Origin of the sequence: Sphingobium xenophagum, from assembly GCF_031457465.1 — a bacterium.
Lineage (GTDB): Bacteria > Pseudomonadota > Alphaproteobacteria > Sphingomonadales > Sphingomonadaceae > Sphingobium > Sphingobium xenophagum_A.
Genome location: NZ_JAVDWV010000021.1, coordinates 20780 through 34126, shown reverse-complemented (window position 1 = coordinate 34126; position 13347 = coordinate 20780). Strand labels below are relative to the sequence as shown.

The window sequence follows — 13347 nt, the reverse complement described above, 5'->3', positions numbered from 1 at the left end:
CTTGTAAGGGTGAGGCCATTCGCGTTATCGACCCTCTCGATCAGTCACAATCTCGTGAAATCCCCTGAGATTGCGTCCTCCCGAGATTGATGAAATCTTTTGAGGGCGCGCTTATACGTCGTGCCGACGTGGCTCTTTAGGGGTAATTGGTATGTCGCCATGGCGATCTACCACTTCTCGGCCAAGATCATTTCCCGCGCCACCGGATCCTCGGCGCTGGCCGCTGCCGCCTATCGCTCCGCCTCCCGGCTGCACGATCAGCGCCTTGGCCGCCATCATGATTTTTCCAACAAGGCGGGCGTCGTTCACAGCGAAGTGATGCTGCCCGACGGCGCGCCAGAACAATGGCGGGATCGCGCGCAGCTGTGGAATGACGTCGAAGCCGCCGAGATCCGCAAGGACGCCCAGCTGGCGCGGGAGGTGGAGTTCGCCATTCCACACGAGCTGACCGAAGCTGAGGGCATCCGCCTGGCCCGCGACTTTGTCCAACGGGAGTTTGTCGATCAGGGCATGGTCGCCGACCTCAATGTCCATTGGGATATCGGCAGCGATGGCAGCCCCAAACCTCATGCCCATGTGATGCTGTCGCTGCGTGAGGTCAGTGAGGAGGGCTTTGGCGCCAAGGTCCGCGACTGGAACAGGAGCGAACTACTCACCCATTGGCGCGAGGCCTGGGGAAACCATGTCAATCAACGCCTGGCCGAACTGGATATCGATGCGCGCATAGATCATCGCAGTCTCGAGGCGCAGCGGATCGATCTCGAACCCCAGCACAAGATCGGCCCGGCTGCCTCGCGCATGGCAGGGCAAGGTCATGAGAGCGAACGGCTGCAAGAGCATCATGCGATTGCGCGGGCCAATGGCGAGAAGATCCTCGCCAAACCCGGCATCGCACTGGACGCGATCACTCAGGCCCAAGCGACCTTCACCACCCGCGACCTTGCCCTGTTCGTTCACCGGCACAGTGAGGGAAAGGCGCAGCTCGACGCGGTGATGGCGGCGGTAAAGGCCTCGCCCGATCTCGTCGCCCTGGGCAAGGACGGGCGCGGCGACGCCCGGTTCACATCGCGCTCGATGATGGAAACCGAGCAGCGGCTCGAACAAGCGACCGCCACGCTCGATGCGCGCCGCCATCATGGCGTGGCCGAACGCCATGTCGAGCGGGCGCTGGCGCAAGCGGCCAAGCGCGGCCTCGACCTATCGACCGAGCAGCGCGGCGCGCTCGAACATGTGACCAGCGCCAAGGGCTTGAGCAATGTCATCGGCTATGCCGGGACCGGCAAGAGCGCGATGCTGGGGGTCGCGCGCACCGCATGGGAGGATGCTGGCTATGAAGTGCGCGGCGCGGCTCTGTCCGGCATTGCCGCAGAAAATCTCGAAGGCGGATCGGGCATCGCGTCGCGCACCATCGCCAGCCTCGAACATCAATGGGCGCAGGATCGTGAACTGCTCACGGACAAATCCATCCTGGTGATCGACGAAGCCGGGATGATCGGCACCCGGCAGATGGAGCGGGTCGTCAGGGAAGCGGAAAAGCGTGGCGCCAAGATCGTGCTGGTCGGCGATCCCGAGCAGTTGCAGGCGATCGAGGCTGGCGCTGCGTTCCGCTCGGTGACCGAGCGCCATGGCAGTGTCGAGATCACTTCGATCCGGCGGCAGGGTGAAGAATGGCAGCGTGTGGCGACCCGGGCGCTGGCTACTGGCCGGACCGGCGAAGCGATCGACGCGTATGCCCAGGCAGGCCATGTCCATGCCGCCGAGACCCGGCACGACGCGCGGCGTGATCTGATCGATCGTTGGGACAAGGATCGCGTCGCAGACCGCCAAGCCAGTCGCATCATCCTTACCCACACCAATGACGAGGTGCAGGCGCTGAACATGGCTGCGCGCGACCGGCTGCGTAATGCTGGCGCGCTGGGCGAGGACATAAGTCTAACCGTCGAGCGGGGCGAGCGTAAATTCGCGCCCGGCGACCGGGTGATGTTCCTGAAGAATGAGCGTGGCATGGGCGTCAAGAACGGCACGCTCGCCACCGTGCAGCGTGTGAACCATTTTCGCATGGCGGTGATGCTCGATGATGGTCGGGCCGTGGCGTTCGACATCAAAGATTATGCCGCCATCGATCATGGCTATGCTGCCACCATCCACAAGGCGCAGGGCATGACCGTCGACAAGGTGCATGTGCTGGCGACGCCCGGGCTTGACCGTCACGCCGCCTATGTCGCGCTCTCGCGCCATCGCGGGACGGTCGATCTCCATTATGGCCATGATGACTTTGTCGATCGGGGCAGGCTCGTACGCACGCTGACCCGCGAGCGGGGCAAGGACATGGTGTCGGATTATGCCAAGGCCACTGAGCAACAGCGCGAACCGCAGCCCGTATCTACCGCTCCTCGGCGCGGCATGTTCGACGGCCTTAAGCTCAACCGCGCACCCATTCCCATTCCCGAGCAGCCCAGTCCGCTGGATCAGGCGGTGCAACGCTATGGCCAGGCGGCGGCGGACATCATCCGCATGAAGGAACAGGGTTTTGATCCGCTGCCCCATCAGCGGCAGGCGTTCAGCCGTGCGATCAAGGATATCGACACGCTGCGCCCCGGCGGCGCGGAAGACATGCGCCTTGCCATGAACAAGGACCCGGCCCTCATCGGTGAGGCGGCTAATGGCCGGACAAACCGCGCGATCCAGGCGATGATGGCTGAAGGTCAAATCCGCGCTGATGGCATCGACCGCGCCGATCGCTTTGTCACCACTTGGCAGGACAAGGCCCGCCATTTGAAGGCGCTGGAGCGCCATGGCGATTCCGACGCTGTCTGGACCGCGAAGCAGGACATGCACGCCATGGCCAAGGCGCTGCATCGTGATCCCCAGCTCGAGTCGCTGCTGCGCAATCGCACCAAAGACCTTGGCCTCGGGTCTCAGAAGGGCGCGTCCATTTCTCAGGGCCTCCAGCAGTGGTTCGACCGCTCGCGTAGCCGTGGAATCGGATTGTAGGGTCCGATCCCATGACCGACATCCCACCCCAATCCGCCATTGCCGATGATCCAACGCAAGCCTTTGAAGGGCTGCGGCAGGAGATATCACTGCTCCACACCGCCATTCAGGGGCTGACGGCTGCGCGGGAGAAGATGCCCGACTATAACCCGACGCTGGGTGCAATCAGCCAGCAGCTCGCGACCTTGACAGAAAGCCTCGAGGGTATTGCCCAAGCGCCAGCCGTCAAGCTGACGCCGACCGACATGGTGCGCGAGCTTGCCAAAGCCGCCATCGACGTGCGCGCCGATGACAAGCGACAGATGGATGAGGCGCGAGCCACGATGCACCAGTCGATTGGTCAACTCGACGGGATTGCCCTGCGCGCGCAAGCTACGAACCATCAGCGCAAACGGGAAATGGGTATCTGCAGTGCCGCCTTCTTCGCCGGCATCCTGCTCTGGTCGTTTGTGCCGGGGGTGATCGCCAGGTCTCTACCGGCAAGCTGGCATGTGCCGGAATGGATGGCGGCGCGGACTCTGAAAATAAAGGAAGTAGCTTTGATAAAAATGCGCGACACCCATGCCGATGAGTTAAATACTGAAATAGGAAAGGACGGAACTTATTAGCAATAATAAAGTCAAAACTACCTGTTTTTGTGCGAAATTACTGATCATATTAACGTAAAATACAATCGGATATGATGAACAATTGATAATTGTAGTTATCACATGTCCATAATTGACGCCCCTTTATAATGTGCGCTACAGATCGCGACGATGGACCAGCCCGCGCGCCTCGACGAAAACGCACTGATAGCGGGGGAAACGACGCCAACGCCGATAGAGCAGCAGGTCTGCGATCTTTCCTGGGCGGTGGTGAAGATGCACGCGGTCGAGCGCATTATCGTTAACGAGCCGCTGATCGCCGCGTACCAGGCGGCGTCGTCTCCGCACAGCATACGCGCACTCAGGTCCGATCTCGAGGCATTCGACCTCTGGTGCCGGCGCCACAATCGGATATCGCTGCCGGCAATCCCGGAGACCGTGGCCGATTATCTCGATGCGCGCGCTGCGCAAGGAAGCAAGCCCGCGTCGCTCGGCCGCTACAAGGCGTCGATCGCCAGGATCCACCTGCTGCTCGATCTCAAGGATCCGACGCCGGCCTCGCTGGTGAAGCTGCGGCTGCAGGCGATCCGCCGCCGGCTCGGCACGGCGCAGAAGCAGGCGCGACCGCTGCGGTTCAAGGGGCCGGTGCGCAATGTCGAGCGCGACGAGCCCCGCGGCCTGAATGTGCGGGCGCTGCTCGAAAGCTGCGCTGAAGATCTGCCAGGCCTGCGCGATCACGCGCTGCTCTCCGCTGGCTATGACACCGGGTTGCGCGCCTCGGAATTGGTGGCGATCGAGGTCGAGCACATGATCGAGGCAATCGACCCCGATGCGCGGCTGCTCAGCATCCCGCGCAGCAAGGGCGATCAGGAGGGGGAGGGGGCGACCGCCTATCTCAGCCCGCGGACGGTCCGGGCGATTGCGGCCTGGCTAGCGGCGGCCGGCATCGAGAAGGGGGCGGTGTTTCGGCGCGTGAACGTGCGGCGCTACAAGGTTAAGGCGGCGGCGCGTGGTCGGTCGATCGACAGCATCTCCGGGCGCGAGGCTTGGGATCTGCGCAAGACGCTGCCGAAGCGGGCTGTGCCGGGGCGGGTGGAGTACGACTTAGGGGAGGGGGCTCTCCATCCTGCTTCTGTCGGTCCGATCTATCGTTCGATGATCCAGCGGGCATTCGATGCTGGCGCGCTCGTCGATTTGACGACGGATGATCTGACCCGCCTGCTCAAGGGAGTCAGCGCGCATTCGACGCGGGTCGGGCTCACCCAGGATTTGTTTACGAGCGGTGAGGATCTCGCCGGTATCATGGATGCGTTGCGCTGGAAGAGCCCTCGCATGCCTCTGGCTTACAATCGCAATCTCGCCGCAGAGCAGGGGGCCGCTGGGCGGCTCATGGCCAAACTTGGTTGAGATAGCGTGTTGCACTGGCTCTATCGAAGCAGCGGGCCTAACTGTTCGTGAGGCGGCGGCCCAGCTCAAGATCGGGAAAACCGCCCTGTACAAGGCCTTGGAAAGCGCATGAAGCCATTGCCGATCAAGACTCGTGGGTGCTGGTTACAGGCGCCTCAACCGGTCTGGGCAGGGCGTCCGCCCTCCGTTTGGCGGCATCGTACCAGGCCAAGCCCCTGATTGTTGGGCGAAGGCTCGACAACTTGCGGGAGCTACAAGCCGAAATCGGCAAGCGGTTTAGTGTCCTGTGCGAGATCATCGTGGCTGATCAACGTGAAATCGTGAGCAGGGAGAAGATCGCAGCCAGGGATATAGAATTGGAAGTCAACGCGGCTTTCTTAGCTGCCGGACTGACTAACGTCGGTTCGTTTGATGCTGACCGAGCCTATGCCTATTCCGAGGTGTTCGAAACAAACGTACTCGGTTTCACGGACCTGCTGGGGCGCCTCGTCGCGATCTTCAGGCAGCAGCCGTTCGAATCCTCAATAATCGCGGTGTCGAGCTTGGCGGGCGAAACATCCGTACCCTTTCAAGCGGTCTACGGCGCGTCGAAAGCCTATGTGAGCACCCTTATGCGGGCGCTTTCCGTCGAGTTTGCCGGTACGGGAGTGAGCGTTGGGTCTTTTGCACCCGGTGGCATCGACACCGGCATGGCTGCCCTCAGCGATTTGACGTGAGGGAAGTGGGTTTAATGGACGTGGATCGGTGCGGCGCCCATGCGGTCCACGCTCTGGTTCATCGGCGATCCTTCGCCATACCAGGGGTGGGCAACCGGCTCACATATTGGGCGAGCAGGGTTCTACCTCGATCGTTGTGAGCCGACTTGCGGCCCTCTCATATCGGCGCCCGCAATGACTGACACATGCTCAAAGGATAGGTTGAACACGCCGTTGAGTGCCCACAGGTAGCCTCTGTTGGTATCGTACCGGATTTGTTGGCCCTTAACATGCAGATACGTCACTTTCGTGTAGTCGCTTCTGGTATCTGAACGCGAGATTCATGCCGTAGGTCGCGGGCACTCATCGCTTGGCAACAGGGCCGATCGACCCCCACGGCAGGCCGTCTCCAAAAACTCCACGGTCGGGGAATTATTATTGACAGTGTTCCGTTGTATGGCTTAGGTGGCTGCAGCCCTGACTGCGGCTCTAGGAGAGATATTCGATGGATTATGAAAAGAAGCCCATCCCCACGTCGATCGCCGTGTTCGGCGCCACTGGGCGTGTGGGGCGTCCAGTCGCTGAATATGTGAGCTATGCTGCACCCGAGGTGAAGCTTCGCCTCATCACCCGTTCCAACGCTTCAGTGGCGGGCCTGCGCGAGAAGTTTCCGGACGCAGAGGTGGTCGTCGCCGACTATCTCGACGCGGCTTCGCTTGATGTCGCGCTGAAGGATATCGAGGGCATCTTCGTCGTCACACCTCCTGGGATGAACGAGGAGCGCGCCATGGGAAACCTCGTGACGGCCGTGCAATCGGCGGGGGCCGCCAAGCATATCGTCCGAATCGTGGGCTACGAACCCGAGTCTTCGCCTGAGAACGTTCCTGAAGATCTAGCTAAGCGCGGCGGCGACGGCAGCCAGCATTTCATTGCGAAAGCGGTCCTGAAGAAGAGCCAACTTCCGGTGACCTATTTGAACAGCGGCGCGACGTTCATGGACAACTTCCTGCTGGCCGCGCAGGGGATAAGTCAGCACAACCTGTTCATCTACCCGCCCCGCTTCGTTCCGTTCGTTGATGCCCGCGATCTGGGCGAAGTGGGCGCGCGCCTGCTGCTCTCCGATGACGCGCGGCACATCGGGCAGTTCCATACGATGAATAACGGCCAGGACCAGCTTGAGCCAGGCGCGGTCGCCGAGATGATGAGCGACGTTTTCAAGCGCAAGATCTTCCATGACGGCAGTCGTGAGACCTTCATGGCCGTGTTGGGCCCGATATTCGATCAAATGGCGGGCCGCCCTGGGGAAGGCGAGTATCGTTGGGATTATACGATGTGGGAAAATCGCAACTGCGTCGTGTGGTCGCTCAACAATTTCGCCGAGCGGATGCTCGGCCGGAAGCCGACGTCCCTGCGCGCCTGGTTCATGGAGCATAAGGCGTTCTTCGAGCCTGTAATGGAGCGTGCCTGAACTGACGCGGAGGCCGCAAGCGTCTGCAAGGCAAGCCAGCCGAGCGGATGCTTCCGGTCCAATGCTGGTCCAGTATGTCGCATCATTATTAGTAATCGGCGCCGACGATCAACGGCTCGTCGAGGATGTGCAAGCTGTTTGATCCATCCCTGATCAGTTCAGTGGTGCATGTCTTGCGAACTAGTGCGCCTTATTAGCGAGAGGCAAGAATAGTAATGACCTCGCCTAGTGTAGCCAGGTACAAGGACTTTCCGAAAGGTATTACGTTCGACGCCGATCCCGCTCGTCGGGCGTCGTTCAGCAGTGACCGAAGCGGTCGACTTGGCGCCTGTCCGATCGGCGTGGCGAAGCCGGGTTCGGTCGCGGAGGTGCAGGCTGCGCTCAGGTGGGCCGGCCGGCGCGGTACGCCCGTCGTGCCGGTCAGCACGACGGCTGGGCCGCGTCGTCGCGGCGATACGGTCTGCGTCCAAGAAGCGCTGATCCTTGATCTTAGCGGGATGAACCGGATCATCCATATAGACACGCAGGACGCCCTTGCGATTGTGGAGCCCGGTGTGACCTTCAATCAGCTCGATGATGCCCTGGCGCCGCATGATCTGCGCGCCTTTCGTCCGCTGTTCGCCCGGCGCTCCAAATCCGTGATCGCAGCGTTCCTCGAGCGTGAACCGATGACCGTTCCGGGACTTCATTGGGATTCGGCCGATCCGCTTGCCGCGATGGAGTGCGTCTTTGGCACCGGCGATATCTTCCGGACGGGAGGCGCTGCGCTCCCCGGGACGCTCGAGCAGAATCTGGAGCGTGGGAACCGGCCGCTGGTCGGGGTCGGGCCGATGCATACGGATATCGGACGTGTCTTGCAGGGTGCTCAGGGCGCGCTCGGTGTCGTTTCCTGGGCCTCGCTTTACTGTCAGAGGCGCCCCGCGCTCGAAGTGCCCCTCTTCGCGACGAGTGACAGCTTCGATGCGATCGCGGAGCTTTGCTATAAAATGCTGCGCCGGCGGTCGGCGGGGCAGATGTTCATCCTGAACCGGGTGCAGTTGGCGCTGATGCAGGCGGACGACCCTTCGCGCTATCGAGACATGCTGGGGTCGCTGCCGGAGTGGATTTTGTACGTAGAGCTCAGCGCGCCGGCTTATTTCCCGGAAGAAGCAATCGCCTTCCAACGAGCTGATCTCGAACGTGATGCGGCCGCGCTGAACGTCGCGGTCATCTCAGACACGGCAGGTATCACCGCCGCCGATATTGCAAAGTCGCAGCGGATGGCAGGAGACGAGCCTGCTCCCACGCTGAGGGGCCTAGCCGCTGAGGAGATATTCTACCTCACACAACTCGACCAGGTGCAGGAGCAATTCCGGCGTTCTGGCGTGCTGGATACCGGCGATGTCGGCATCTACCTCCAGCCGCTCGCCCAAGGCGTCAACGCCCATTGCCAGATCACCCTGCTGGCGCCTGCGCAGGAGGCCGCCAACCTATCCGGCCAGGCGGTGCGCACCGCGGAGACGCTTGCCGAACAAGGCGCCTTTTTCAGTCGCCCCTATCATCCCTGGGCGCATGTCCCATTCGCGCAGGACAAGAAAATCGCTCCACTTCTGGCGCGCGTGAAAGCTTTGCTGGATCCCGGCGGCGTTCTTCAGCCCGGAGCGCAAAGTCTCGGAGTTTTTGCATGAATCACCCATCCAGCCTGTCCGACCTCGGCGGCAACATGGCGCATTGCTGGCGCTGTTCGCACTGCAAATGGGTGCCTTCCCCCAAAAGCCATGACTTCGCGCACGCTTGCCCGAGTATTCAATGGGGCGGCTTCCACGCTTATAGCGGCGGCGGCAAGGTGATTACGGCCTATGCCGTGAGTTCGGGCGATGTCGAATGCACGGAGGAAACCGTCGAGACGGTGTTCGCGTGCAGCATGTGTGGTGCCTGCGACATCGCCTGCAAGAATAACAATGGCGAACTGATCGAGCCACTGTCGGTGCTTTATGCGCTGCGGGCGGATGTGGTCGCGCGCGGCGCGGGACCCCTTGTCCATAACGAGCTTGTTCAGAAGCTTCGCCGATTTGGCAACTCGACGGGCAGGCCGCGAGAAGACCGGTCAAAATGGGCCGACGGGCTTAAGCTTGCAGATGCGACCGATGCTCAAGTTGACGTGTTGCTGCACATCGGGTGCGAGAACGCGTTTGACCCTTCCCGGTGGGGCGAATTGCGGGCGATCACCGCCTTGCTGATCGAAGCTGGCATACGGTTCGGGATTGCCTATGACAAAGAGGCGGCGACCGGCGAGACGGCGTTCGATCTCGGCTATCAGGACGACGCCAGGGCGCTCGCCAAGGACATGATCGCGCTCATCGGCGCGACCGGGGCCAGGACGGTCGTGACATGTTCGGCGACCAGCTATCACGGGATGGTCAATATCTGGCCGCGCCTCGGCCTGGCTTGCCCCACATCTGACGTTCGTCATGTCACTGATTTCATCGACGATCTTTTCGAGAGCGGTGCGCTCCGGATCGACGCGCATTGCGATGCGACCGTGACTTACCACGATCCCTGTAAGCTCGGCCGGCTCGGCGAACGGTTCGAGCCTTCGGATGCAGTTTGGACCAAGGTGCTCAACACGTTTCCTGTTCGCGACAAGCCCACCCAGGTCCTGTTCGGTAATGACGGCGTATACGAGCCACCCCGCAATCTGTTGAGGCGAATCAATGGCCTGAAACTGGTCGAAATGGAGCGGACGAGAGAGGCGGCCTATTGTTGCGGCGCCGCTGGTGGCGCGAAAGAGGGCTATTCGAATTTCGCAGGCTTTGCGGCGCAGAATCGCCTCACCGAAGCCTTGGCAACCGGAGCATCGATCGTCGCGACATCTTGCGGCGCCTGTCGCGGTCATCTCGCTCAGGTTGCTGGAGAAAATAGCGTGCCGCTGGAGGTCATGGGCGTATTCGAGTTGCTCATGGCCAGTGCCTCCAAAAAGAAGGCAATCTGATATGGATTTGGCCAGCGCTAATGCGGGAGGTGGAATCAGACCAGCGAACTTTGCCGCTCCCGAGGTGAAGGGAGGCTCGAAATCCAGGTCGCGCCTGTCGGGGGCAGCCCGCCAAGAGCTGATCGAAATTCTCGGTCCGCGGGGCTTCTCCGACGACCCGGCAGTGATCGCCGGCTATGCATGGGTGACGACCACCGGCGGCACGCCTTCATCCAAGCAGATCTACAAGATAAGGCCCGAGGCGATCCTGCTGCCTAACTCCACCGAGGAGGTTCAGGCCATCGTGCGGGCATGCCTGCGACATGGTGTCAAATATCGCGCGCATAGTACCGGGATGGGCTCATTCTCAGGCGTCACGCAAGAGGGCGTGGTCAGCCTCGACCTACGCCGCATGGACAAGATCGTCGAGATGGACCAGCGTAATCAACTGGCCGTTATCGAACCCTATGTCACCGCCGCGCAGCTTCAGGCGGAGGCGATGAAGGTGGGCTTGACGCCCCACATCATCGGCGCGGGATGGACACATTCCCCCTTGGCTTCGGCGACGTCCGGAGGCGGAATCGGGATCACCGGTAATCATACCGGGTACAATGCGCGCAATCTGATGGCTTGGGAGTGGGTGACGCCCGAAGGCGATGTCGTCCGATCTGGTTCCGCAGGGGCGGGCACGGGCTGGTTTGCTGGTGAAGGACCCGGACCGGGTTTCCGAGGAATGATCCGAGGTCAAGCTGGCGCTTTTGGATCGCTCGGCGTCTTCACCCGCATTGGCTACAAGCTTCATCCCTGGGCGGGACCGACCAGCCTCGATCATCGGGGGCAACACCCGCAGCTTGGCATCCCATTATCCGATACGCTGCGCCTTTATCAGGTAGCGTGGCCCGACTGGAAGGGGCCGCGCGACGCAGCCTACGAACTCATGGCGTCCAACGCGGCGACGTTCATCGTCCGGCTGCCGCCTGACCAGTACGGATGGATCCTTTATTCGACCAACCGTGAATATTACGAACATGTGAAGAATGGCACTCTTCCGGAGGTCGCTCGGACCGAAAACCGGATATCCTGGACGCTGGTCGCGGTGTCGGGTTCGCAGGCGGAAGCGGAGTGGCGTGACCGCACAATCCGCTCGATCGTCGAGCGGACCGGGGGGCGCGAGCTTGACCTCGCGCCCGAACATGCTGAGATCATCGCGCGAAACTCGATTACTTCCTGTTATTCGCCGCGTGCTTACCGGTCGGGGCCGAGGCAGGTGCTTACCAGTGTCGGCGTCTATAATTCAGTAGGCCTGCTTCCGCAGGTCGTACAAACGTCTGAAAGGCTAATGGCGCCTTATAAGGAAAAGCGTCATACCTTTTCTGAAGGATCCCCTGAGGAGTTCTGGCTGTGGCTTTCCGAGGGGCGGCATCTGTGGGGTGAGAACATTGTGGCGTGTGACAACGACACGTCGCGATCAGGGGGTGACGGGTTCGCCTTCGTGCTTCAGACGATGGATGAAAACAGCCGCTCGCCGCTCGGCACCGCCGCGTTCGCCTTGGGTTCATTGTTCGCCGACATTTATGGCCAACGCTTCGGCCTCAACCGACTGATGCGCAAGATCAAATCGGAATTCGATCCACATTCGGCCGCCGACGGCATCTATCCTTCCGGAAAGCCTGAGATGACGGCCCGCATGTGGCCGCTCGCCCGGCTATTGCTCTTTGGCATTCCAGCGCTGTTGCGCCTCGTGATGAGAATACAATTGAAACTGGGGAAATAGCCGGCCGACGGCCATGGAGAGAGATATGAGCGATATGTTCGAACGCACCTATACGATGACGATCGATGGTCAGCCGGCGGTGGGCACATCCACGTTCGACGCCATTGATCCCGCTACGGAAGAGGTCATCGCCAGCGTTCCCGAAGCGAGCCGGGAGCAACTCGACGAAGCTGTAGCCGCCGCGAAGCAGGCGTTTCCCGCATGGAGCGCCCGGCCGGTTGCCGAGCGCCAGGCATTGGTGGCGAAGATCGGCGACGTCATCGAAGCGCATGCTGAGGATTTCATGCGGCTGCTCACCCTGGAGCAGGGCAAGGCGCGCAAGGGCGCCGAATGGGAAATCTTTGGTTCGGTCATCTGGTGTCGCGAGATCGCCACGCAATCGCTTTCATCGGAAGTTGTCGAACAAAGCGAAGGACGCAAGGTAGAGGTCCACCGCGTACCACTTGGCGTCGTTGCGGGCATCACGCCGTGGAACTTCCCGGTTCTGTTGGCCATCTGGAAGATCGCACCGGCTTTGGTCGCGGGCAACACTATGGTGCTCAAGCCGTCGCCGTTCACGCCCTTGTGCACGCTCAAGCTCGGCGAATTGCTGCGGGACGTGTTGCCCGCGGGTGTGCTCAACGTCGTGTCGGGCGGCAATGAGTTGGGTGCGTGGCTGACCGGACATAAGGATGTCCGCAAGATCAGCTTCACCGGTTCGACGGCGACCGGGCGCAAGATCATGGAAAGTGCAGCTGGCGCGATACGGCGCGTCACGCTTGAGCTCGGCGGGAACGATCCCGCGATTGTGCTTCCCGATGTCGACGTCAGGGAAACCGCCAAGCAGCTGTTCTGGGCCTCCTTCCAGAACAGCGCACAATTCTGCGTAGCGGCCAAGCGGCTCTACATCCACGCCGATATCTATGACGAACTCGCGAAGGAACTGGTTGATTATGCCAAGACTGTAACGGTCGGCAACGGCGCACATCAGGGCGTCGACCTAGGGCCGATCCAGAACCGGATGCAGTTCGAAAAGCTCAAGGAACTACTCGCTGACGCCAAGGAGAACGGCCTGAACTTCCTGCTGGGCGGCGAAGTTTCCGACCAGCCCGGCTTCTTCGTGCCCATCACTATCATCGATAATCCGCCCGAAGACAGCCGGGTGGTAGCCGAGGAAGCGTTCGGTCCGATCCTGCCGTTGCTCAAGTTCGATGACATCGACGATGTGATCGCTCGCGCGAACGACACCGACTACGGTCTCGCAGCCTCGGTTTGGGGCAAGGACGTGCAACAGGCCGAAGCCATCGCTCGACGGATCGAGGCGGGCACAGTGTGGATCAACGAGATCCACAGCTTTTCACCGCATGTCGCATTCGGGGGACACAAGCAGTCGGGCCTCGGCATTGAGAACTCCCTCGATGGCCTGGCCGAATATACCAACACGCAGACGGTTGTGACGCGTGATCAGCTCGCGGCTCTTGCCTGACATGACG

General features: G+C 61.4%; 9 protein-coding genes. All 9 read left to right on the top strand.

The genetic code is table 11. From position 1 onward, the window contains the following. Positions 1-159: 159 nt before the first annotated feature. The 9 genes from traA to J2W40_RS18155 all read left to right on the top strand — a co-directional run bounded on the left by traA (position 160) and on the right by J2W40_RS18155 (position 13340). Complete coding sequence (gene traA, locus J2W40_RS18200; protein ID WP_310227373.1) at positions 160-2994, top strand: Ti-type conjugative transfer relaxase TraA; 2835 nt, start codon at positions 160-162, stop codon at positions 2992-2994. Positions 2995-3005: 11 nt separating this feature from the next. Continuing rightward, entirely contained in the window at positions 3006-3602 is a 597-nt protein-coding gene (locus J2W40_RS18195) for a DUF6118 family protein (RefSeq protein WP_310227372.1), read from the top strand. 255 nt (positions 3603-3857) lie between these two features. Continuing rightward, positions 3858-4988, top strand: a complete 1131-nt coding sequence (locus J2W40_RS18190; protein ID WP_310227391.1) for a tyrosine-type recombinase/integrase — start codon at positions 3858-3860, stop codon at positions 4986-4988. 47 nt (positions 4989-5035) lie between these two features. Continuing rightward, the gene (locus J2W40_RS18180; protein ID WP_476470236.1) at positions 5036-5704 is read left to right on the top strand and encodes an SDR family NAD(P)-dependent oxidoreductase; all 669 of its coding nucleotides are present in this window, start codon (positions 5036-5038) and stop codon (positions 5702-5704) included. A 484-nt stretch (positions 5705-6188) separates the two neighbouring features. Further along, positions 6189-7151 (top strand): NmrA family NAD(P)-binding protein, encoded by a 963-nt coding sequence (locus J2W40_RS18175; RefSeq protein ID WP_310227369.1) that lies wholly within the window; start codon positions 6189-6191, stop codon positions 7149-7151. 215 nt (positions 7152-7366) lie between these two features. Beyond that, the gene (locus tag J2W40_RS18170; RefSeq protein ID WP_310227368.1) at positions 7367-8818 is read left to right on the top strand and encodes an FAD-binding oxidoreductase; all 1452 of its coding nucleotides are present in this window, start codon (positions 7367-7369) and stop codon (positions 8816-8818) included. Positions 8819-8853: 35 nt separating this feature from the next. After that, a complete protein-coding gene (locus J2W40_RS18165; protein ID WP_310227367.1) occupies positions 8854-10122 on the top strand; it encodes a (Fe-S)-binding protein in 1269 nt (422 codons plus the stop codon). Between the two features lies 1 nt (position 10123). Continuing rightward, on the top strand, positions 10124-11875 hold the full coding sequence (locus J2W40_RS18160) for an FAD-binding oxidoreductase (RefSeq protein WP_310227366.1): 1752 nt from the start codon (positions 10124-10126) through the stop codon (positions 11873-11875). A 34-nt stretch (positions 11876-11909) separates the two neighbouring features. Beyond that, complete coding sequence (locus J2W40_RS18155; protein ID WP_310227365.1) at positions 11910-13340, top strand: aldehyde dehydrogenase family protein; 1431 nt, start codon at positions 11910-11912, stop codon at positions 13338-13340. Positions 13341-13347: the final 7 nt, after the last annotated feature.

Excerpts from the sequence above, each read along its gene's own strand:
- J2W40_RS18155 (WP_310227365.1), top strand. The coding sequence starts at position 11,910 with ATGTTCGAACGCACCTATACGATGACGATCGATGGTCAGCCGGCGGTG.
- J2W40_RS18195 (WP_310227372.1), top strand. The coding sequence starts at position 3,006 with ATGACCGACATCCCACCCCAATCCGCCATTGCCGATGATCCAACGCAA.
- J2W40_RS18190 (WP_310227391.1), top strand. The coding sequence starts at position 3,858 with ATGCACGCGGTCGAGCGCATTATCGTTAACGAGCCGCTGATCGCCGCG.
- J2W40_RS18175 (WP_310227369.1), top strand. The coding sequence starts at position 6,189 with ATGGATTATGAAAAGAAGCCCATCCCCACGTCGATCGCCGTGTTCGGC.
- J2W40_RS18170 (WP_310227368.1), top strand. The coding sequence starts at position 7,367 with ATGACCTCGCCTAGTGTAGCCAGGTACAAGGACTTTCCGAAAGGTATT.
- traA (WP_310227373.1), top strand. The coding sequence starts at position 160 with ATGGCGATCTACCACTTCTCGGCCAAGATCATTTCCCGCGCCACCGGA.
- J2W40_RS18165 (WP_310227367.1), top strand. The coding sequence starts at position 8,854 with ATGGCGCATTGCTGGCGCTGTTCGCACTGCAAATGGGTGCCTTCCCCC.
- J2W40_RS18160 (WP_310227366.1), top strand. The coding sequence starts at position 10,124 with ATGGATTTGGCCAGCGCTAATGCGGGAGGTGGAATCAGACCAGCGAAC.